We start from the raw sequence: 19,558 nt of genomic DNA, 5'->3' as shown, positions 1-19,558 counted from the left end.
TGGCTATGTCTGCCTCGAAGTCTGCCCCGCATTCCGGGGCCCATTCCACCGGTAACTCCACTGGTAATTACTCCGCTACTGCCCAGGATTGGCTCGAGGGCGCTCGCCCGCACACGTGGGCCAACGCGTTTGCGCCCGTCGTGGCGGGCACCGGCGCGGCCTTCGGCATCGACGGCGGCCACGTGGGCCGCGCGCTCCTCGCCCTCATCGTGGCGTGGGCACTTATCATCGGCGTGAACTATGCCAATGACTATTCCGATGGCATCCGCGGCACCGACGATGACCGCACCGGCCCGCAGCGCCTGACCGGCGGCGGCCTGGCCCGCCCGCAGCAGGTGAAGCTCGCGGCCTTTGGCGCCTTCGCTGTGGCTGGGCTCGCCGGCATTGCGCTTTCCTTTGCGGCGCACGCGTGGTGGCTCATCCTCGTCGGCGCGCTGTGCATCGCCGGAGCATGGTTTTATACCGGCGGCAAGAACCCGTATGGCTATCGCGGGCTCGGCGAGGTCGCCGTCTTCATCTTTTTCGGATTGGTCGCCGTGCTCGGTACCGAATTCACGCAGGCGGGCCGGCTATCGTGGTCGGGCCTCGCGCTGGCCGTGGGCATCGGCGCGATGAGCTCCGGAGTCAACCTAGTCAATAATATCCGCGATATTCCCTCCGACGCCGAAACCGGCAAGATTACCCTCGCCGTGCGCCTCGGCAACGAGAAGGCGCGCCTGCTCTTTACGCTGCTACTCCTACTGCCATTCCTGCTGACCATTGGCATTGCCTTTAGCAGCTGGCTCGCACTCATCGGCTTGGTCTACTTCCCCTTCGCGCTTCGCGCCATTCGCACCGTCAATCGCGGCGCTCAAGGACCAAAGCTTATCCCCGTGCTCGGCCTGACTGGCCGCGCGATGCTCCTGTGGGCGATTATCGAGGCCGCCGCACTCATCCTCGTCTAGTCCTGCGCGGCGCGGCCTTCCAGCTCCGCCTGGACCCAGCGCTTGTGGGCCTTGCGCTGGGCGGAGTACTCCGCAAGCGTTTGAGTGGCCTCGATGCGCCATTTTTTAAAAATGAGCATCGATAGCGGCAGCGCAACGAAGAGCGCCAGCAGCGCCGCGACGAGCACCGGGATGGGAAAGCGGATGGCGATAGAAAGCAGCTCGATCACCACGGTCAAAGCAATAAAAAGCACTACGCGGGCGAGCCCGTACTTCCACAGCGCCGCGCGCGAGCGGCGGCGCAGTTCTGGGTCCGGCTTGGGTGGCTCAGGATTATGCGTCATGGGGGTTGATTGTACGCGGTGCAGGTAGAATTCCACGCATGGGCCGAATCATCCTCCTCTTACTCTTTGTCCTCGCCGCCTACTTGGTGTGGAAGGCCTTCGGGCCCTCCACTTGGAAAAAGCGTGAGGTGGAACAACCCCGCGCTATCAAGGGCCCCGACGATGACGAGGAATTCCTCTGGAAACTGGAAAAGGAGCGCTTCAAACAGCGCCGGGCGCAGGAGGCAGAAGAAGAAAAACGCCGCCAGCGCCGCAAACGCGACGCCGACGGCGAAAAAGATTAGGATTCCTTCGGTACAAACCGCATCTCGAGGCCTAAAGCCTCGGCCACGGCGGTGATTTTTTCCCACCGCACGCCAGCCCCACCGTGCTCGATGGTGTGGAGGGTGGAGCGGGAGATACCGGCGGCGTCGGCAAGCTGCTGCTGCAAAATGCCCAACTCGCGGCGGCGCTCGGCAAATTGCGCGCCCAGCCCCAAAATCACCGCATTATCGCCCGCCGGCTTGCCGAGCTTATGGCGCGGGCTCGTATGCTCCGCCATCTAGTTCAGCCCCGCGTAGGAATGCAGGCCGGAGACCACCATGTTGATGAAAAAGAGGTTGAAGACCATCAGCGCCATCGCGATGACATTGATCCACGGCGCAGCCTTGCGGAACGCTGGCGTCGCACGCGCGTGCAGGTAGGCGGCATAAAGGATCCAGGTAGCGAAAGACACGGTTTCCTTCGGGTCCCAGCCCCAGAAGCGGCCCCAAGCGGACTCGGCCCAAATAGCGCCCAAGATGATGCCCAAGCCCAAGGTTGGCAGGGTGATCACGGCCAGACGGTAGGCCAGCTGATCAATCTTCGCGGCCGAAGGCAAAGGGCGGGCTACAGCACCAACGAGGCCGTGCTCGGCATGCTTCGGCTGTGCCATGCGGAGAAGGGTCAGTAGCGAGACAATGCCGGAAATAATACCAATGGACGCACCCAGAGAAACCACGGTGACGTGGATGGGCAGCCAGTGCGACTGCAGCGCCGGCACCACCGGGGCAGACTCTGCATAGAGCTTGGTGGAGCCATAAAACATTAGCGCCAACACCGGAGTGAGCAGCCATGGCCACACGGTGCGCCACTCCTTGCGCTGCATGGCAATATTGCCCACCAGCAGCACACCGAAGCTCACCATCAGCACGTACTCGTATAGGTTGCCAAAGGGGAAGCGGCCGGTAGCCAGCCCACGCAGCACAATCGCCGCGGCGTGCAGCGCAATGCCCACCCACATCAGCGCGCTGGTCATGCCGCCGAGTTTATCGGCCTTGCGCTCCTTTTCCTTCAGCTCATCGGCCGTCATTCCGGAGGAGGACTGAGCTACTTCGCCTGCATAGCTCTGCTTATCGACGCCCCCGGCGCCCGCCCCCACTAAAACCTTCGCGGCCTGGGATTTCACGGCGCGGCGGCCCTCAATAATTCCCTGCATGCGGCCGTAGTAAAACAGCGACAAAAAGAGCGCGACGCAGTACACCACAAAGGCGGTCTGTACCGCGATATCTGAGAAATTAGACAGATTCTGATCGATCTGCATGAATGCTCCTAGCCTTCACACGTGTGGGGGTAAGTGCTGATTACCTTACTCAGCGAAACGGCCTAATCCAACTTTTGTTGGACTAGGCCGGCGTACTAATCATCGGTATAAAGCTCGTCTTCTTCGACTTCGTCTGGGTCCGGCAACTCCAACAGCGCCCGGTGCAGCTCGTGGAACTCCTCGGACCAACCGGCGCGATCGGTGCGGGCGAGGCCGCCCATCTCCACATCGGTGCCGCCGGCCGCATTCGGCCGCAGGCGAATATAGACGCGGCGGCGCTTAATGACCAGCGAACCCACCAAAGAAATGAGCATGACCAACGCGGAGGCCAGCACCCACTTCTGGAAGGGGTCATAAGAGACCTGGTAGTTAGCGAACTCGCTGGCGCCGTCGAAGGTGATCTTGGTGCCATCATCCAAGGTGACATCCTCGCCCTGGTTAAGGTTCACGCGGTCAATCTTTTGCAGCTGGCCGGACTGCACCAAGTTCGGATCCAAAGAGAAGAAGGACTGCGGGGTGCCGGTATCCAAGCCGGCATCGCCGCGGTAAATATCGATGGCCATGGCCGGATCCTGCAGGCCCGGGTAGGCCGACTGGAGCAGCTTGCCGTTTTCCCCGGCCCACTCGGCCGTGGGTGCGAAGAGGCCCTGGATAGCAATCTGGTTCTGACGGCGCTCATAAAGGTCCGGGTGCATGCCGGCCGGCGGGTCGAAGCGCATCGCGCCGGAGGACAAGAAGAAGGTCGTATCATTCGGCTGGAACTGAATGGTCTGGGTGCGCTTTTCACCATTGGGCCATTCCACGGTGACCGTCGGCGCGTAGCCATGGCCCTGCAAATAAACGCGGTTATGCGCTAAGCGCAGCGGATGGTTGACCTTGAGCTCATAATCCTTCCACTCGGAGTCATCCTTGTAGATCTCATCGCCCTCCGCGTAGGAGACGTTGGAGGTAAACATCTCGGCCTGGCCATTCGGCAGGTATTCGGCCGCGAAGTCATGGGCGATGAGGCAGAAAGGGTGGAGCCCGGTGCCGTCGAAAAGCGGGCCGGCACGGAAGGAGTCAAAATTAGACGTAGAGGTATTGCAGAACTCCGTGGACTGGTCCAGGGTCTGGCCGCCGCCCTGCGAGCCAGACTCAGTGACCACGATGACCTGGCCTTCGTAGTTGACCAGTTTGCCGGCGGCAACCGTAACCAGGATGGCTACCAGCGCCACGTGGAAAATGAGGTTGGCTAGCTCGCGGCCGTAGCCGCGCTCCGCGGAGAAGGTATGCACGCCGGCACGGTCCTTCTCCGGGGAATACTCGGCCACGCGCCACCTCTTCAGACGCTTCTTAATTTCCGCGGATAGTTCCTCCTCGCTCTTTTCCGAGTGCCCCTCGGCCGCCAGCGGCAGCTTGTGGAGGTACTTCGGGGCGCGCGTCGGCGGGGTCTTCCACGCCTTATAGTGATCCCAGGAGCGCGGCAGGATGCAGCCAACCAGGGAAATAGCGAGAAGGACGAAGATGGCTTGGAACCAGACGGAAGAAAAGACGTCGAAAAGCTGCAGCTTGTCATAAATCTTCGCCACGTTGCCATTGGACTCGATAAAGTCCTGCACGTTCTGCTCGTTGAGATCGCGCTGCGGCAGCAAAGAACCGGGAATCGCGGCCAGCGCCAGCAAGAAAAGCAGCGCTAGCGCGGTGCGCATACTGGTCAGCCAACGCCAGGCTTTGCGGAAATATTTCACGTCTCTCCTAAATAAGGGTTGCGCCGTAGTTGCCGGTCCACTGGCGGATGAGGCTAATAAATTCGCCCCATAGGCCGGTTACCAGTGCCAGGCCGACGAGGATCATGGCCACGCCGCCGATTATTTGGATGGTATGCGAGTGTTTGCGGGCCCACGAAATCGTGCGCATCGCCCGCGCGGAGCCCAGCGCCACCAGAAGGAACGGCAAGCCCAGGCCCAGGCAATAAAAGATGATGAGCAGCACGCCACGCGCGGCCGTCATGCCCTCGGTGCCGGCCGATACGGAAATGATGGCGGCCAGCGTTGGGCCCAAGCACGGCGTCCAGCCCAGCGCGAATACCCCGCCGAGTAGCGGCGCTCCCAGCCAGGTGGTCCAGCGCTTCGGCGCCATGCGGGTATCTTTCTGCAGCGCTGGAATCGCGCCCAAGAAAACCACGCCCATCAAGATGGTCACGCCGCCGCCTACCCGCATGAGCATTTCCTCATTAAGCCGGAGCGCGGAAATCGCGCCGAATACCGAGACCGTCGCCAGCAGGAATACCACGGTAAAACCGAGGATGAACAAGGTCGCGGCCAATGCCACGGCCCATTGCCTGCGCTTGCCGACGCCCACCCCCAGCTCCCCATCGAAGGTAACCTCGCCGCCCACCACGCCGGCCAGATAGGAAATATAACCAGGCACCAGCGGGATCACGCACGGGCTGGCGAAACTCACCAGCCCCGCTAGGGCTGCCGCGAGCAGGCCCAGAAGGAGAGGGCCGGAGGTCGCGGCTTCAGCAAAAGAGTTGCCGATGCTCGCTGCGTTGTCCATTTATTCCTTTTCTAGCTTGTCCACGACTTCCATCACATCTTTAGCGGTGATGGACCGCAAAAAGACCGTAGCCGGGCGGTGCTGTTTATCCAAGACGATAGTGGTGGGCACCACGGAAGTCGGCACGCCGCCTAGGGCCGCGGCGGTCTTAAACGGTGGATCATAGATGGAGGGATACTCCAGTCCGTTGTCTTCGAGGAAGTCATTGGACACCTGCGGGTTATAATCGCGCACATTAATCCCCAAGACGGTGCCGATCTGGCGTTTTTGCAGATCGGAGTGGACCTCTTGGAGGTCATCGGCCTCGGAGCGGCAGGGAGCGCACCACTGACCCCAGGAATTGAGCACGACGATTTCGCCGTCATAGTCCTCGAGGGAAATGGTCTTATCCGTATCGCGCACATCCTCGCCGGAGAACGTACGTAGCGGCTTGCGCTCGGATTCCTCGTAGTTGATGACTTTTTCGCCACCGGGGGTGATGAACTCGAAGTTGCCGCCGGTAGCAACCGCATTTTGGGCGTTATCGGAATCCTGCGCGCAACCGGCAAGAGGCAGTGCGATGGCTGCCGCCGCCAGCACCGCGCCGGCTGCGCGTTTGCTTTGGAGTGCCATTAAATCTCCTGCGCCGGCGAGGAGTAGAAAATATCCGTGACCTGGTTATCCTCGAATAACAGGGAAGTTACCGAGGCCAGGTCACATTCGCGATTCCACGGCGCGTGAGGCAGGCGCTGGCCCAGCACGATGCGCTGCACCATCACGATGGGCAGCTGGTGGCTGACCAAAATCGCCTCGTGGCCGGCCGCGGCGGTGCGGGCGCGCTCAATGGAGCCCAGCATACGCTCGGCAATCTGCTCATAGGGCTCGCCCCACGATGGCTCTAGCGGGTTGACCAGCAGCGGCCAACGACGCGGGTTCCACAGCGCGGAGCGCAGGCCCTTAGTGCGCAGGCCTTCAAAACGGTTGCCGGACTCAATGAGCGTCTTATCGACGTCCACGTCCAGCCCCGTTGCCTCCGCAATCGGCCGCGCGGTCTCCTGGGCGCGCTGCAGTGGCGAGGCCGCCAGGTAGGTCACATCGTGGTCGCGGAAAGTCTCCGCGGTCCGCGCCGCCATGGAATGCCCGCGGGAGGATAGGTGGTAGCCCGGGATGCGCCCGTAGAGAATCTTCTCCGGGTTGTGAACCTCGCCGTGGCGCACGAGGTGAACGATGGTGCGTGTCATGTTTCTCCTTAGTTTGCGGGACGCGCGGCGGCCGCGGCTTGGGCGGCGGGCTTGAGGGCGGCTTCGATGAGCTCGAAGTCGGCGTCGTTAAGAGCATCCGAGACAAACCAGGTCTCGAACGGGCTCGGCGCGACGTAGATGCCGTTATCCAGTAGGGCGTGGAAGAACGGGGTGAAGCGGAAGGTCTCGGCCGCCTGCATATCGGCGAAGTTGCGGCCCTCGCCCTCGGCAAAGCGGATGGAAAACATCGAGGATGCGCGCTGGATGTGGTGCGCTACGCCCTCGGCCGACAGCGCCTCAAAAATCATGCCGGTCAGACGGTCCGCATTGGCCTGCAGACGCTCATAGAGCGATTCATCGGCCAGCTCCAAAGACTTCAGGCCCGACGCCATCGCCACCGGGTTACCGGACAGCGTGCCCGCCTGGTAGACCGGTCCTTCCGGCGCGAGGTAGTCCATGACCTCGGCGCGGCCACCGAAGGCGGCGGCCGGCAGCCCGCCGGAGACGACCTTGCCAAAGGTCACCAGGTCCGCTGCCACGCCGTCGACGCCGTACCAACCCTTATAAGAGGTGCGGAAGCCAGTCATGACCTCGTCGAGGATGAGGAGGGCGCCGTCTTTATGGGCGACGTCGGCAAGCGCGGCATTGAAGCCCTCATCTGGTGCCACGGTGCCCATGTTTCCGGCCGAGGCTTCCGCGATAATGCAGGCAATCTCTCCCGGGTGCTGCGCGAAGGCCTCACGCACGGCCTCGATATCGTTATAAGGAACGACGATGGTATCGGCCGCCGTCGCGCCCGTCACGCCCGGGGAATCCGGCAGCGCAAAGGTCGCCACACCGGAACCGGCCGAAGCCAGCAGCGCATCTACGTGGCCGTGGTAGCAGCCCTCGAATTTCAATACCTTGGCGCGGCCGGTATAGCCGCGGGCCAGGCGGACCGCAGACATAGTGGCCTCGGTGCCGGAGTTGACCATGCGCACCTTATCGGCCGCGGTGCGCGAAACGATGGCCTCCGCAAGCAGGGCCTCGCCTTCCGTGGGCGAGCCGAAGCTCAAACCGCCTGCAGCGGCCTGCTGCACGGCCTCCACAATCTCCGGGTGCGCGTTGCCGTGAATCATCGGACCATAGGAACTGACCAAGTCGACGTACTCATTGCCGTCGGCATCCCACAGGCGCGAGCCCGCACCCCGCTCAATCACGCGGGCCTGGCCGCCCACGGAGCCAAATGCGCGCACCGGCGAGTTCACCCCGCCCGGAATCACCTTGGAGGAACGCTCAAACCACTGTTGTGACTGGGAAGTATTAGGCATGTCTGACATTCTAGCGACTCGCGCGCTATACAAAAGTTGGAGTGCGCGATTCACAGTCAGCCGCTAAACTTCGGGGCGTTGCACTTTTCAATTCGGGGGGATTTTCAATGCAGCGCACTGTCATTTTCGCCATCCTGGCCGCTTTATGCCTCGCCGGCTGCGCCCAGCCCGCGCCCGACCGGCCGCTGCCGGCCTCGGTAGGCGCCGCCCCGCTTGCCGACGTCCCCTCCTGACAGCCCCCTCCCCACCCTCTCAACCCTCGCGACCTGCCGCAGAAAGACGCAGCCCCTCCTTCGCCGCCGGCCGCGGAACCTTCGCCGTCGAACGCGACGTCCGCGCCTGCGCCTAAGGCCGCGCCGCCCTCGCGCCCACAACCGGGCCCGCCGCCCGCTCCTGCACCTAGGCCCGCGCCGGCGCCTGCACCACAACCGGCGGCGCCACGCCCTCCTGCGCGGGACAAAACCGGCCTGCCGAACCTCAACATTCCGCCGCATGAGGTCCGCGGGCGCATCGAGGACGCCGCACCGGCCGTTCCAGCTATGCCCGCCCCGCCGGCGCTACCGCTGCCGCCTGCGCCGCGGATTCCGGGACTCTAGCTCACCGGATATTGCGCATACCGCGGCGAGCCTGCCCCCAAAGATGGCACACTGGGAAAGCATGAGGATTGCATTTCTTGGAACTGGCCGCATGGGAACCGAACTAGCCCGCCGTCTGCTCAATGAGCAGGACGGCATCGAGATGACCGTCTGGAACCGCACCGCCGAGCGCGCCCGGCCGCTCGTGGAAGAAGGTGCCGAACTCGCCCCCACCCCGACCGACGCCGTAGCGGATGCTGAAGTCGTCATCACCTCGCTTTTTGGCCCCGACGATGTCCGCGAAGTCGTCATCGAGCCGCAGCTCATTCCCGCGGGCGTGACCTGGATCGATACCACCACCGTCTCACCCAACGATGCCCGCGAATTCGCCGCCGTCGTGGAAACCTATGTCCACGCTCCGGTCGTCGGCACGCTTGGCCCGGCCCGTGAGGGAAAGCTCGGCGTCTATGTGGGCACGCCCGACGATAACCGCCGCGAGCAAGCCATGTCCCTCGCCGAGTCCTGGGCGGGAGAAGAAAAGCTCATTGGGGTGGAGGCGGCGGCCACGGCGGCCATCGGAAAGCTGCTTGCTAATTTGGCACTCGCCGTCACCGCCGAAGGCCTGCTCGAAGCCCTGCAGCTCGGCGAATCCGAGGGCTTGGACTCCGAGGTGGTGCTGCAGATGCTTGATATCACCGGCTTGTCCTTCATCGCGAATATGAAGGCGCCGTTTATCACCGGCGAGCGCAATACCGACCCTGGCGATTTCACCGTCGACGCCCTAGCCAAGGACGCCAAACTCATGGAGATGACCTCCACCAAGCCACTTCCCGCCCTTACCGCTGCCATCGGCCGCTTCGAGGAAATGCAGGCCATGGGACACGGCGATCAGGACTTCTCCTCCATCTTCGTCTTCCGCAATAAGGGCTAGTTATCCACAGCCCCGCCGGACTGGCGGGCCGAAATTCGCCCTTTCGGTCCTAGTTATCCACAGATTCGCGCGCTCACCCTCGCACGGATTGCGCGCGGTGGCTTAGGCTGCGGGGCATGACAGCTCTTCAGACCTATCTCGCGGCCTTGGCGCCCGGCATCGATATCGTTGCCGGGTGCGCTGGCATGTCTGAAGACCAGCTGTGCGCCGCCGGTGCGCCCAATAAAACGGCCCGCACCTTGCTCACGCTTGCCGACGCCCTCTTTGCCCCCACCTCCTTTACCCGCCTCCAACGCCAGGCGGTTGACGCTGCGCGCGACCGCGCCCACCCGCTGCCCACGCTGGAGGTAATCGAGCGCTACGCCGCCCGTGCCAAGACCAAGCGCGACGCCTGGCGCCTGCGCGTGGAGCTGTGCCGCACCGCCGCCGATACCGACGAAATGGAAAAGCTAGCGCGTAAAAAGCTGCGCGAACTCAATCCCCCGACCCCGCCACGCCCCGGCGTGCGCATCCGCCGCCGCAAGGACGCGCCATGGACCCTCGCGATTACCGGGCCTTCCTCGCTCATCGCGGATCTGGAGTCCAGTCTTGATGAAGACTCGCCGCTGGATTCGGTAGCGGAACTCTTCTCCTCCACCGCTGCTTCCGCCGCCGACCGCCCGACCATTACGACCAACGCGATCATCACGCTCGACGAACTCGACCGCATCATCGACGGCGACGGCGAAGAAATCAGCATCCAGCTCACCAATGGTGCCCGGATTTCTGGCGCGGATCTCGTTTCGCGCACGCTCGCCGAGCGCGGCCTTATCACCCTCGTCCACCCCTTTGAGGGCGCGGTCAACCTCTACCGCACGGAGCGCATGGCCAGCGAAAAGCAGCGCCTCATGGCCGCAGCCGAAAACCCAGTATGTCCCTGGACCGACTGCAACTACCCAGCGGATAAATGCCAAATACACCACTTGCAGGCATGGCAGCACGGCGGCGATACCAATATCTCGAATCTCGCCACCTGCTGCCCGTATCACAACGGCGTCAACGATGATGACCCGAATGCCCCGCCTATCCGCGGGCGCCTCGTTCGACGCCGAGGCCGCGTGGTGTGGCAGCCGCCGTGGGCCGACACTGCACCCACCGACACCTAGTCCGGGCGCCCCCGCCCGGCCGGCCCCGGCGGATCCACCGCACTAGTTTTGTTGCCCACCAGACTTGCCACTAGGCAGCAGGATGCCCTGCTGCCGTTTTGGTGTGCCCGGACCTCACCACAGTGCGGATTGGACCGCGCACAGATATGCCCCCGCGCTAGCGTGGCGGCGCTAGCAGGACCGCTAACGAACGATGCGGGCGGCAGCGGCGCGAGCGTCCGCGATGACGTTGGGGACGCCAACCCCGCCCGCCCAAGCGCCGGTGGCATCGATGCCTGGCGTCGCCGCGAGGGCGCCGCGCGCGCCGGCCACGGTTTCAAGGTGCGCGGCGTCGTAGCGCGGCAGGCCGCCGAACCAGCGCTGCGTGAAGATCTCCGCGACGCCGGCGGCGCGGCCGTCGAAGCCGGTGAGGTGCTGTAGGTCGTCGAGAGCATAGTCGACGAGGTCGTCTTCCTCAGCGCGCACAATGGCGTCGTCGCCGAAGCGGCCGAAGGAGGCACGAACCAAGGCCCCGCCACGCTCAGCCAAATGCGGCCATTTGCGCGAAGAGAGTGTGAAGGCCTTGGCATGCACGTCGTCTTGGTCGGTGGCTACAAGGATGCCGGAGTTCTGCGGAAGCGCGTTACCGGCCGGGTCCGTGTCAGACTCAAACTTCAGGCCCACGACTGCCGACGCCGCCAATTTCACGCCCTTCAGCCGGTCCGCCGCCTGCGGGGACACCTTGGGCAACAGGCGAGCCGCGGTCGGGGCCGGGGTGGCCACGAGCACGCGGTCGAAGGGAGCGGTATCGCCGGGTGCGCCGGCCAAGCGAAATTGCTCGCCCTCACGAGAAATGCCGGAAATAAAGGTATCGAGGTAGATCTTGGCGCGAGATTGCTCGGCCAGCGCCTCATATAGTTCTGCGTAGCCGCCGCGGAAGGTCTGGAAGACGGGGCCGTCGCTGCGGGGCGCGGCCGCACGGGCCTCCTCCAGTGCGCGGACCGCGGCCGAGAGGGTGACTGGTCCGCGCTCGGATAGCGCGTCAAGGGTTCCGGCCACCGCGGGGATGGTCGCGCGCAGTCCCAGATCATCGGCCGAGCAGGAGTACACGCCACCGAGGAGGGCGGAGATGACGTGGTCGACGAGGTCGTCGCCAAACTGCTGGCGCGCCAGGCGGCCCACGGACACGTCACTGCCCGCCGTCCACTCAAAGGGCTCCTCGTTGTCGATGCGGCGCGCGGTCTCGGCCGAGACCAGGTGCGCGACCGGCTCCGAGTGCGAAGGAATACCCATCATTCCGCTGCGCGGCAGGGGCTTTAGTTCGCCGGAATACACCAGCGAGTGCAGGCCGGAGGGCTCAACCAGGCTATCGCCGAGGCCGAGGGATTCAATGAACTCCACGGCATCGCGCCGGCGGGCGAGGAAGGCCTCGGCGCCCATGTCGGTCGGGCCGTCGTTAAACGGCACGGAGTACAGCTTGCCGCCGATGCGGCCGGCGGCCTCGAAAACCTCGACGTCGTGATCGCGCAACTCGTAGGCGGCCGTCAAGCCCGCCAGGCCGGCACCGATAATCGCAATACGCATTTAGCCCTCCTCGTGGATGATGGATACGGCGCGGGTGATTGCTTCCGCGTCAGTAGTTGGCAGGACCCCGTGGCCGAGGTTCCAGATGTGGCCGTCGATATCGCCGCGCTCGCGCGCCCGGCTGACCTCGCCGCGGATGGTGCGTACGGCCTGGCGCACGGCGTCGTCGCCGGCAAAAAGCATGGCCGGGTCAAGGTTGCCCTGCAGCACGCGGGCGCTCACGCGCTCGGCCGCGGCATCCATGGGCACGCGATAATCGACGCCCATGACCTCCGACCCTGCCTCCGACATGGCCGGCAAGAGCTCGCCGGTGCCGACGCCAAAGTGGATGCGCGGAATATCTACGCCGGCCAGGATTTCTCGCGAATACGGCAAAACGAATTCGCGGTAGTCGCGCTCATTGAGGTAGCCCGCCCAGGAGTCGAAAAGCTGCATAGCATCAATGCCGGCGTCTACCTGCACCTGCAGGAAACGGGTGATGGTAGGAACGAGACGGCGCATGAGCATATGCCAAGTCTCCGGCTCGGCGTGCATGAGGGCCTTGGTGCGCTCGTGGTTCTTGGATGGCCCACCCTCAACGAGGTAGCTAGCCAGCGTAAACGGCGCACCAACGAAGCCGATGAGCGCTTGGGTTTCGGTGAGCTCAGCCAGGATGCGGGCGATGCCTTCGGTGACCTCGGGGACGTCGGTCTCTAGCAGCGGCAGCTTGCCGACGTCCTCCCTACTCCGCACCGCCTTTTCCATCACCGGCCCGCGGCCCGGCACGATATCGACCTTGACGCCGGCGGCTTTGAGCGGGACGACGATATCGGAGAATAAAATAGCGGCGTCGACGTCGTGGCGGCGCACCGGCTGCAGGGTGATTTCCGCCAGCAGTTCCGGCATGAAGCAGGAATCAAGCATGCTAATCCCCTCGCGCGCGGCGCGGTACTCCGGCAGCGAGCGGCCGGCCTGGCGCATGAACCAGACTGGGGGTCGCGAGGGGGTGCGGCCGAGGGCGGCGTCAATAAGCGGGGCATGTTTTAGTCGAGACATGCCCCAATTATGAATCAAAAGTTGGAGTAGGGGCTAATTAGCCACGCAAACTGCGGTCCTTGATGAAGCGGTTGGACTGCGGCTGGAAAAGCAGCGCGAGGGCGATGATCAAGGCGATGGGGATGAGCAGCAGGCTCAGCCCGCCGATGCCGAGCGCGAGGGCGGCGATATTGCTAAAAAGCGCGAACGCGATGACCGCGGTAATAATGCGGCGCGCCCATTTAGACCCGCCGGCCAGCTGCGCGGCGAAGAGCGCGAGCAGGATAGCGCCGACGGTATTGGTTACCGCAACAAAAAGGCGGTTGGAGTGGAGGTACTCCGCGACCTGCATATTTTGCGGCTCCACCTGCGGCCCGCCCGAGCCGAAGATGCCCACCAGGCCGCTGACCAGCATGAGCACGGCACTGACGACGAGCACCCAATATGCCCAGCGCAGCGACCGCGGCCACGCGTCGAGGTTCTGCGGTGCGGAGGCGTTTCTGGCCGCGCGGTTATAGTCGCGCGGCCCGGGGCGCTCGGTGCTATTCATCGCTTATCCTCCCGGTCACTGCGCTTGCTGCGCTGGTCATCCTTGGCACGCTTGCGTTCTTCCTCGGCGCGCTTCTTCTCGCGCTGGGCTTGCTCGAGTTCCTTTTCCAACTCGCGCATCTGCTCGAGCTCACCGGTGTAATCCAAGGTATCGACCCGCACGGAGAAAATCAGGCCGAGCACCGCCGCGACGCCGACCAGGATCTGCACCATGCCATCGACGACAAAGAGCCAATCAGGCACATCAGCGCCGGCCGGGGTAACCATAAAAGTCAGCAGGATGCGGAATCCAAAGTAGAGCGAGAAGGCGAACCACACGCGACGGGAAGTGCCGGCTCGCTTGCCGCGACGAGCCAGGGACCGCAGCAGGAAGGCCAGCAGCACGATTATCGCCAGGGAAATGGCCGCCGAAAGGGCGACGGAGGCGTAGGCGGCGGTGCGGAGGAAGGCGTCGGAAAGCTGGGCTTCATCAACGCCGGCCGGTGCGGACTTGGCCATCTCCTTGGCCTGCGACATGAGAACGTCGTGGTTGAGCAGCGTCAGCACCACATTGAGCACCTGGTGCACGGCCTCGCCGCACAGCGCGCCCAGCCACAGCCACAGCATGTACGTCACAGACTCCGGCCGTTGCTGCCGCGGCAAGCGTTGCGTGCGCGGTGGACGCGGAGCAGGGGCGGGCGACGGGGGCGTAGCAGTCACAGGGATCCTTTACTTGAGCAGGCGGGCGGCTTCGGTGGCGAAGTACGTGAGAATCTGATCGGCGCCGGCGCGCTTGAATGCGGTCAGCGACTCGAGCATGATGGCCTCGCCGTCGATCCACCCGTTGGCGGCCGCTGCCTTGACCATCGCGTACTCGCCAGAGACCTGGTAGACCGCCACCGGCACGGGAGAAGTCTCCGCCACAGCCGAAAGCACGTCCAGGTAAGGCAGGCCGGGCTTGACCATGACGAAGTCAGCGCCCTCTTCGATATCTAGCTCGGCCTCGAGCAGGGATTCGCGGAAGTTGCGCGGATCCTGCTGATAGGTGCGGCGGTCGCCCTCGAGGGAGGAGCCGACGGCGTCGCGGAACGGGCCGAAGAAGGCAGAGGCGTACTTGGCGGAATAAGCCATGATGGCCACGTCCTCGTGGCCGGCCTCGTCGAGGTCGTCGCGGATGGCGGCCACCTGGCCGTCCATCATGCCGGACGGGGAGACGATGTGGGCGCCGGCGCGGGCCTGGGAGCGGGCCATGTCTTGGTAGAGCTTGACGGATTCGTCATTTAGCACGCGGCCTTTGTCATCCAGCACGCCGCAGTGGCCGTGGGAGGTGAACTCGTCGAGGCAGGTATCGGCCATCACGATGAGGTCATCGCCAAATTCCTCGCGCAGGCAGGCAATGCCACGGTTCAAAATGCCCTGCGGGTCCCAAGCCACAGAGCCGGTCTCATCCTTGTCTTCTTCTAGCGGCACGCCGAAGAGGTCGACGCAGGTGACGCCAGCCTCCAGCGCCTCCTCGGCCGCGCGGCGCAGGGAGTCGAAAGAGTGTTGGTAAACGCCCGGCATGGAGGGAATCTCGCGTGGGGCGTCGAGACCATCCGCGATGAACATGGGCAAAATCAGGTCCGAGGGGCGAACCTGGGTTTCGGCCACGAGGTTGCGCATCGCGGGGGTGGTGCGCAGGCGTCGTGGGCGGCGGGCTGGGAAGGTGCTCATTCGGTACTCCTTAGAGCGAGACTAAAACTTATGCCTTGTCGACCTTAGTAGCCTTCTTGCGCGAGCGGCGTTTCTTACGCGGCGCGGGCAGGTTCCCGGCAGCGCGAAGAGCGGCGACGTGGTCTGCGAGGGCGTCGACAAGCGCGGGCACATCCGCGACCTCGGGCACGACATCAACGCGCAGGCCCATTTCTTCCGCGGCCGCTCTTGCCGACGGCCCGATACACGCAATGATCGTCCGCTGGTGCGGTTTGCCCGCGATACCCACCAAGTTGCGCACGGTGGACCCCGAGGTGAAGGCCACGGCGTCGAAGCCGCCGGTCTTGATCATGTCGCGGATCTCGGCCGAGGGCGGGGCGGCGCGGACGGTACGGTAGGCCACGACGTCGTCGACCTCCCAGTCGAGGGCCTTGAGTCCATCCACGAGGGTATCGGCCGCGATATCGGCGCGCGGAAGCAGGACGCGACCGACGGCGTCGATATCCTCCACGAAGTTAGGGAAGACATCGAGCAGGCCCTCGGCGTTCTGCTTCTTTTTGTGCGGTAAGAGCTCGGGGACCATGCCCTTGGCGCGGATGGCGGCCGCGGTTTTGGTGCCCACGGCTGCGAGGTGGACGCCGGCGAAATCGCGGGCGTCGAGGCCGAGCTGGGCGATTTTCTCCCATACTGCGGTCACGGCGTTAACAGAGGTGAAGACGATCCACTTATAGCGGCCCTCGACGATGCCCTTGATGGCGCGGTCCATCTGCGCCGGGTTGCGCGGCGGCTCGATGGAGATGGTGGGCACGTTTTGCGGAATGGCGCCATAGCCAGCCAGGCGCGCGGACATTGGGCCGGCTTGTTCCTTGGTGCGCGGCACGAGCACGCGCCAGCCGTAGAGCGGGCGGTTTTCCCACCAGGAGTATTTGGTGCGGTCGTCGATGCTGCGACCGAGGGTAACCACGAGTGCTCCGGCGAGATCCGCATCGAGCTTGCCCATGGTGCCCAGTGTGGTCTCATAAGTGCGCTGCAGGCGGGTAGTACCGTGCACGGTGACAAATGCCTCGGTCTCGGCCGGCATGCCGCGCTGCTGCAGCTCGTCGGAGATAACCGGTAGGTCTTCCTTCGTGGCCTGCAAAACGATGGGCTGAGTGGCGTTAGCCAGCGCATCCCAATCGGCACCATCGGTGACATCGGCCTCGGTATAGGTCGAGCCGAGCGCAATGCCAGCAAAGGACGGCACAGTAGAGGGCAGGGACATTCCGGGCACCACCTGGAATTCCAGACCGGCGGAGGCCACGGCGTTGATCTCGGTCTTGATGGACTCGCGGTGCAGCGGGTTGCCAGTTACTAGGCGGATGACGTCCTCGCCGTCGGCCTCAATCAAACACTCGCGCAGCTGGCCGACGATATCCTCACCCGGTTCATACAGCACCGCGGCCGTCGGCGGTGCGGGGCGGGGTGGTTTGCGGCGCGCGCCCTTGGCCTTGGCGTCGGCGCACATTTGGGCGTATTCGGCCTCGGCGGCGTCGAGAAGCTCCTGCGGAACGGGCAGCGCAGCGGCGACGGCATCGCGCACGCCCTGCATGACCTGCGGATCGGTCACGGCGATGGCATTATTTGCCAGAACCTCGCGGGCGCGGACGGTCAGCAGGTCGGGATTACCTGGACCAGCGCCCACAAAGACGATCTTGCCCAATTGGGTGTCTGGCGCAGCTTTGCTCATAAAGTTCTTTTCTAAAATCGGGCGCGCGGCACCGCGCACGGACATGATCGCATGCGGTGTGGGTCCCCGCGCCGGCGGTGGGTGACACGGTCATAACGGCCAAAATCCCAGGACGCAAGGCCTGGGATGCCCTTAAAGGGGGCCGGATCATTGCGGGACAATGATTTGTGGTATCTACACCTTAAATTATTAGCGCCTAAAGGCGAAATTACTTGCCCAGCAGCTCGGCCGCACCACCGGCGAAAAGCTCGTCCGAAACGCGGGCGCCGAGCTCTGTGGCTTCGGCCGCGGGACCGGAAGCGGTGGCCGTGAGCTGGCGAGATCCGTCGAGGGCAAAGACGCCACCGCGCACGGTGAGCTGTTCGCCGTCCCAGCGCGAAGTTGCGGCCACCGGAGCGGTGCAGCCGGCCTCGAGGCGGGCTAGCACGGCGCGCTCACCAGCAGCGGCGGCCGAGGCGCGGTCATCAACGATGGCGTCTAGGGCCGCCGCGGCCTCGGTTCCGGCCACGGCCTCGATAGCGAGGGCACCCTGGGCCGGCGCCGGCATGAAGACGGAAGGCTCGAAGATTTCGGTGGCGCGGTCCGCGTAACCGCCGCGCAGCAGGCCGGCATAGGCCAGCAAAACAGCATCGAGCTCGCCGTCGGTGACCTTGGACATGCGGGTATCGATATTGCCGCGCAGTGGGCGAATCTCCAGATCCGGGCGGATTGCGGCCAGCTGGGAAATGCGGCGCGGGGCGGAGGTGCCCACGCGCGCACCCTGCGGTAGCTGCGCCAGGGTCAGGCCATCGCGGGCGACGAGCGCCTCGCGGGAATCTTGGCGCTGCGGCACCACGAGGCGGAAGCGATCATCGGGGGCGGTGGGCAGGTCCTTAAAAGAGTGGACGGCAATATCGCATTCGCCGGCATAGAGCGCCTCGCGCAGCGCTTGGGTAAATACGCCGACGCCGATGCGCTCGACGGGCGCCATATTGACGTCGCCGGCGGTGGCGACGATGTGGAGTTGGGAGTCAAAGCCGGCGTCGATAAGCCAATCGCGCACATGGCCCGCCTGGGTGGTGGCGAGCTTGGAGCCGCGGGTACCAATCTGAAACATTTAGGCCTCCTTAGTCATGGTGGGCAATTCATTAACGGCCACGGACACTCCGGAGCCTTCCAGTTGCAGGCCAAAGAGTTCCTGCAGAGCATTCTCGCTGCTGACACTGCTTTCCGACGCCGCCAGCTTCTTCGCCCTCACCGTCGGTTCATGCAGCAGCTTATCGGCCACGCGCTTGAGGGCGCGCTGGACGTCCTCCAGCTGCTTGCCGGCAAGCTCTGGGTGCTTGTGTTGCAAGCGCGCGGCTTCGCACTCGACGAGGTCGGCCGCGCGGCGATGCAGGGCGCTTACGGCCGGGGCGACATCGCGCACGCGCTGGGCCGAGGTATAAGCTGCCAGCTCCTCGTCGACGATGCGACGGGCCTGCGCGTGCGGGCTAGTGCCGGCCGCGACATCGGTATCGGCGGCCGAGAGCGACTTGCTCAGGCGCTCGATATTGACCAGGTCCACACCGTCGGCCGCAGCGGCGGCATCGTCGATATCGCGTGGTAGGGAAAGATCGATGAGCATGAGCTCGCGTCCGGCCGGAATATCGGCGGCCTCGATGGTGAAATTATCGGCGCCGGTGGCGGAGATGGCGAGGTCGACGTCGGAAAGCGCGGCGGCACGCTGGGAAAAGTCCACGACGCGGGCGGCGACACCGGCCTCCTCAGCGTGGCTGGCCAGGCGCTCGGCGCGCTCGCGGGTGCGGTTAGCCAACACCAACTCTTTGACCCCAAGGCGGCCGGCGTGGGTAGCAGCGAGCGAAGCCATGGCACCCGCGCCGAGGACCAGCGCGGTCTTGCCGGCCAAATCCTCGGCGTCTAGGCGCTGCAGGGCTTGATCGAAAGCGAAGGACACCATGGAGGAACCTGCCTCATCGATGTCGGTCTCGGAGTGCACGCGCTTGCCCGCCCGTAGCGCAGACTGCGCCAGCGCGTGGATGCGCGGGCCGGCCGTGCCCTGTTCGGAGGCGGCCTGGTAGGCGCTGCGCACCTGGCCGATGATCTGCTGCTCTCCTACCACCATGGAATCCAGCCCTGAGGTGACCGACATCAGGTGCTCGGCCGCGGCGTCGGCATAGCGTACGTAGAGGTAGCTGCGCAGCTCCTCCTCGCTCACGCCCGATACTTGGGTGATCACGCGCACGACTTCCTGCACGCCGGCGTGGAAGGAGTTGGTGACGGTGTAGACCTCCATGCGGTTGCAGGTGGAGATGATCATCGCCTCTGAAAGTGAGTCGGCCGCCACCAGTTTCCCGCAGGCGGAATCCTGGACCGCACTATCCATGCTCAGCTTTTCCAGCAGCGCCACCGGCGCCGACTGGTGGGACATACCCACAACGAGCACGCTCATGCACAACACTCCTCAACCCTTTGATTGATTTTAATCCTCCAAAAGACTACCTGTCGG

Annotated in this window: 21 protein-coding genes; 5 read left to right on the top strand and 16 right to left on the bottom strand. The window is 64.4% G+C overall.

Features of this window, described 5'->3' with window-relative positions:
• The first annotated feature begins 5 nt into the window (after window positions 1-5).
• A complete protein-coding gene (locus L8V22_RS04535; protein WP_238800479.1) occupies window positions 6-944 on the top strand; it encodes a 1,4-dihydroxy-2-naphthoate polyprenyltransferase in 939 nt (312 codons plus the stop codon).
• On the opposite strand, the gene L8V22_RS04530 is transcribed toward L8V22_RS04535, so the two are convergent.
• Window positions 941-1,267 (bottom strand): DUF4229 domain-containing protein, encoded by a 327-nt coding sequence (locus L8V22_RS04530; RefSeq protein ID WP_238800483.1) that lies wholly within the window; start codon window positions 1,265-1,267, stop codon window positions 941-943. The two genes, L8V22_RS04535 and L8V22_RS04530, sit on opposite strands and share 4 nt — an antisense overlap.
• 38 nt (window positions 1,268-1,305) lie before the next feature.
• On the opposite strand from L8V22_RS04530, the gene L8V22_RS04525 reads away from it, so the two are divergent.
• Window positions 1,306-1,551, top strand: a complete 246-nt coding sequence (locus L8V22_RS04525; protein ID WP_179387346.1) for a hypothetical protein — start codon at window positions 1,306-1,308, stop codon at window positions 1,549-1,551.
• Here the strand turns inward: L8V22_RS04525 and L8V22_RS04520 are convergent.
• From L8V22_RS04520 to hemL, 7 genes are all read right to left on the bottom strand, one after another.
• Window positions 1,548-1,808, bottom strand: a complete 261-nt coding sequence (locus tag L8V22_RS04520; RefSeq protein WP_049358704.1) for a helix-turn-helix domain-containing protein — start codon at window positions 1,806-1,808, stop codon at window positions 1,548-1,550. The genes L8V22_RS04525 and L8V22_RS04520 overlap by 4 nt on opposite strands.
• Window positions 1,809-2,828, bottom strand: coding sequence for a c-type cytochrome biogenesis protein CcsB (ccsB, locus tag L8V22_RS04515; protein ID WP_238800484.1), 1,020 nt, complete (start codon window positions 2,826-2,828; stop codon window positions 1,809-1,811).
• Window positions 2,829-2,923: 95 nt separating this feature from the next.
• Window positions 2,924-4,555 (bottom strand): cytochrome c biogenesis protein ResB, encoded by a 1,632-nt coding sequence (locus L8V22_RS04510; RefSeq protein WP_269966409.1) that lies wholly within the window; start codon window positions 4,553-4,555, stop codon window positions 2,924-2,926.
• A gap of 7 nt (window positions 4,556-4,562) precedes the next feature.
• Entirely contained in the window at window positions 4,563-5,366 is an 804-nt protein-coding gene (locus L8V22_RS04505) for a cytochrome c biogenesis CcdA family protein (RefSeq protein ID WP_238800488.1), read from the bottom strand.
• Window positions 5,367-5,978 (bottom strand): TlpA disulfide reductase family protein, encoded by a 612-nt coding sequence (locus L8V22_RS04500; RefSeq protein ID WP_238800490.1) that lies wholly within the window; start codon window positions 5,976-5,978, stop codon window positions 5,367-5,369. It abuts the gene before it with no gap.
• Window positions 5,978-6,586 (bottom strand): histidine phosphatase family protein, encoded by a 609-nt coding sequence (locus L8V22_RS04495; RefSeq protein ID WP_238800491.1) that lies wholly within the window; start codon window positions 6,584-6,586, stop codon window positions 5,978-5,980. Before L8V22_RS04495 ends, L8V22_RS04500 begins: the two co-directional genes overlap by 1 nt.
• Window positions 6,587-6,594: 8 nt before the next feature.
• On the bottom strand, window positions 6,595-7,896 hold the full coding sequence (gene hemL / locus L8V22_RS04490; RefSeq protein WP_238800492.1) for a glutamate-1-semialdehyde 2,1-aminomutase: 1,302 nt from the start codon (window positions 7,894-7,896) through the stop codon (window positions 6,595-6,597).
• 107 nt (window positions 7,897-8,003) lie between these two features.
• Between hemL and L8V22_RS04485 the strand changes: the two genes are divergently transcribed.
• From L8V22_RS04485 to L8V22_RS04475, 3 genes are all read left to right on the top strand, one after another.
• Window positions 8,004-8,129, top strand: coding sequence for a hypothetical protein (locus tag L8V22_RS04485; RefSeq protein ID WP_255711729.1), 126 nt, complete (start codon window positions 8,004-8,006; stop codon window positions 8,127-8,129).
• A 424-nt stretch (window positions 8,130-8,553) separates the two neighbouring features.
• On the top strand, window positions 8,554-9,402 hold the full coding sequence (locus L8V22_RS04480; RefSeq protein WP_238800493.1) for an NAD(P)-dependent oxidoreductase: 849 nt from the start codon (window positions 8,554-8,556) through the stop codon (window positions 9,400-9,402).
• Between the two features lie 116 nt (window positions 9,403-9,518).
• On the top strand, window positions 9,519-10,547 hold the full coding sequence (locus L8V22_RS04475; protein ID WP_238800494.1) for an HNH endonuclease signature motif containing protein: 1,029 nt from the start codon (window positions 9,519-9,521) through the stop codon (window positions 10,545-10,547).
• Between the two features lie 183 nt (window positions 10,548-10,730).
• Here the strand turns inward: L8V22_RS04475 and L8V22_RS04470 are convergent, their stop codons facing one another.
• The 8 genes from L8V22_RS04470 to L8V22_RS04435 form a co-directional block, all read right to left on the bottom strand.
• Window positions 10,731-12,110 carry a protoporphyrinogen oxidase gene (locus L8V22_RS04470; protein ID WP_238800495.1) on the bottom strand — a complete coding sequence of 460 codons (1,380 nt, stop codon included), beginning with the start codon at window positions 12,108-12,110 and terminating at the stop codon, window positions 10,731-10,733.
• Window positions 12,111-13,145, bottom strand: a complete 1,035-nt coding sequence (hemE, locus tag L8V22_RS04465) for a uroporphyrinogen decarboxylase (protein WP_238800498.1) — start codon at window positions 13,143-13,145, stop codon at window positions 12,111-12,113.
• A 37-nt stretch (window positions 13,146-13,182) separates the two neighbouring features.
• Window positions 13,183-13,674 carry a tellurium resistance protein TerC gene (locus L8V22_RS04460; protein ID WP_238800501.1) on the bottom strand — a complete coding sequence of 164 codons (492 nt, stop codon included), beginning with the start codon at window positions 13,672-13,674 and terminating at the stop codon, window positions 13,183-13,185.
• Window positions 13,671-14,372, bottom strand: coding sequence for a hypothetical protein (locus L8V22_RS04455; protein ID WP_238800503.1), 702 nt, complete (start codon window positions 14,370-14,372; stop codon window positions 13,671-13,673). The genes L8V22_RS04460 and L8V22_RS04455 overlap by 4 nt, the downstream gene beginning before the upstream one ends.
• Window positions 14,373-14,381: 9 nt before the next feature.
• Window positions 14,382-15,365: a porphobilinogen synthase gene (hemB, locus tag L8V22_RS04450; RefSeq protein ID WP_238800505.1), complete on the bottom strand. Its 984-nt coding sequence runs from the start codon at window positions 15,363-15,365 to the stop codon at window positions 14,382-14,384.
• Window positions 15,366-15,393: 28 nt separating this feature from the next.
• The gene (locus tag L8V22_RS04445) at window positions 15,394-17,115 is read right to left on the bottom strand and encodes a bifunctional uroporphyrinogen-III C-methyltransferase/uroporphyrinogen-III synthase (RefSeq protein WP_420839953.1); all 1,722 of its coding nucleotides are present in this window, start codon (window positions 17,113-17,115) and stop codon (window positions 15,394-15,396) included.
• 163 nt (window positions 17,116-17,278) lie between these two features.
• Window positions 17,279-18,166, bottom strand: a complete 888-nt coding sequence (hemC, locus tag L8V22_RS04440) for a hydroxymethylbilane synthase (protein WP_238800508.1) — start codon at window positions 18,164-18,166, stop codon at window positions 17,279-17,281.
• Entirely contained in the window at window positions 18,167-19,501 is a 1,335-nt protein-coding gene (locus L8V22_RS04435) for a glutamyl-tRNA reductase (RefSeq protein WP_269966408.1), read from the bottom strand.
• Window positions 19,502-19,558: the final 57 nt, after the last annotated feature.

This window comes from Corynebacterium yonathiae (genome assembly GCF_027570195.1).
Classification (GTDB): domain Bacteria; phylum Actinomycetota; class Actinomycetes; order Mycobacteriales; family Mycobacteriaceae; genus Corynebacterium; species Corynebacterium yonathiae.
Note: the sequence above shows the minus strand (reverse complement) of the source record. Positions and strands in the feature narration are given on the sequence as shown.

Coding starts and splice junctions, on each gene's coding strand:
- L8V22_RS04535 (WP_238800479.1), top strand. CDS start 6: ATGTCTGCCTCGAAGTCTGCCCCGCATTCCGGGGCCCATTCCACCGGT.
- L8V22_RS04530 (WP_238800483.1), bottom strand. CDS start 1,267: ATGACGCATAATCCTGAGCCACCCAAGCCGGACCCAGAACTGCGCCGC.
- L8V22_RS04525 (WP_179387346.1), top strand. CDS start 1,306: ATGGGCCGAATCATCCTCCTCTTACTCTTTGTCCTCGCCGCCTACTTG.
- L8V22_RS04520 (WP_049358704.1), bottom strand. CDS start 1,808: ATGGCGGAGCATACGAGCCCGCGCCATAAGCTCGGCAAGCCGGCGGGC.
- ccsB (WP_238800484.1), bottom strand. CDS start 2,828: ATGCAGATCGATCAGAATCTGTCTAATTTCTCAGATATCGCGGTACAG.
- L8V22_RS04505 (WP_238800488.1), bottom strand. CDS start 5,366: ATGGACAACGCAGCGAGCATCGGCAACTCTTTTGCTGAAGCCGCGACC.
- L8V22_RS04500 (WP_238800490.1), bottom strand. CDS start 5,978: ATGGCACTCCAAAGCAAACGCGCAGCCGGCGCGGTGCTGGCGGCGGCA.
- L8V22_RS04495 (WP_238800491.1), bottom strand. CDS start 6,586: ATGACACGCACCATCGTTCACCTCGTGCGCCACGGCGAGGTTCACAAC.
- hemL (WP_238800492.1), bottom strand. CDS start 7,896: ATGCCTAATACTTCCCAGTCACAACAGTGGTTTGAGCGTTCCTCCAAG.
- L8V22_RS04485 (WP_255711729.1), top strand. CDS start 8,004: ATGCAGCGCACTGTCATTTTCGCCATCCTGGCCGCTTTATGCCTCGCC.
- L8V22_RS04480 (WP_238800493.1), top strand. CDS start 8,554: ATGAGGATTGCATTTCTTGGAACTGGCCGCATGGGAACCGAACTAGCC.
- L8V22_RS04475 (WP_238800494.1), top strand. CDS start 9,519: ATGACAGCTCTTCAGACCTATCTCGCGGCCTTGGCGCCCGGCATCGAT.
- L8V22_RS04470 (WP_238800495.1), bottom strand. CDS start 12,110: ATGCGTATTGCGATTATCGGTGCCGGCCTGGCGGGCTTGACGGCCGCC.
- hemE (WP_238800498.1), bottom strand. CDS start 13,145: ATGTCTCGACTAAAACATGCCCCGCTTATTGACGCCGCCCTCGGCCGC.
- L8V22_RS04460 (WP_238800501.1), bottom strand. CDS start 13,674: ATGAATAGCACCGAGCGCCCCGGGCCGCGCGACTATAACCGCGCGGCC.
- hemB (WP_238800505.1), bottom strand. CDS start 15,365: ATGAGCACCTTCCCAGCCCGCCGCCCACGACGCCTGCGCACCACCCCC.
- L8V22_RS04445 (WP_420839953.1), bottom strand. CDS start 17,115: ATGTCCGTGCGCGGTGCCGCGCGCCCGATTTTAGAAAAGAACTTTATG.
- hemC (WP_238800508.1), bottom strand. CDS start 18,166: ATGTTTCAGATTGGTACCCGCGGCTCCAAGCTCGCCACCACCCAGGCG.
- L8V22_RS04435 (WP_269966408.1), bottom strand. CDS start 19,501: ATGAGCGTGCTCGTTGTGGGTATGTCCCACCAGTCGGCGCCGGTGGCG.